The 362-nt window shown below is 70.2% G+C and carries 1 protein-coding gene; it reads left to right on the top strand.

Annotated elements, in window-relative coordinates; genetic code table 11:
- Nucleotides 1-362: Gfo/Idh/MocA family protein (locus AC1DKD_RS42525; protein ID WP_477144905.1), on the top strand; the 362-nt coding region annotated here is incomplete at both ends.

Below are 362 nucleotides of genomic sequence, written 5' to 3'. Positions count from 1 at the left end.
CTCTCCATGTGCGGCTTCAGCTACCGCCGCACGCCGGCCCTGGCGTTGGCCAAGCGATTCGTGGACCAGGGACGGCTCGGCGAAATCCGCCATGTCAGGGCCCAGTACCTGCAGGACTGGCTCACCGACGCCGACGCCCCCATGACGTGGCGGCTGGACAAGGCGAAGTCAGGCTCCGGCTCCCTGGGTGACATCGGAGCACACAGCATCGACGCCGCGCAGTGGGTAACGGGCCTGAACATCAGCGGGGTCTCGGCCCTGCTGGAGACCTTCGTGCCGGAACGCCCGCTGGCCGGCGACCTGGTGGGACTCGGCGGGCACGGCGACCTCAGCAGCGACGCCCCGCGCGGGAAGGTCACCGT

This window comes from Cupriavidus sp. 05T313, assembly GCF_056396665.1.
This window is presented reverse-complemented; position numbering and strand designations above follow the sequence as displayed.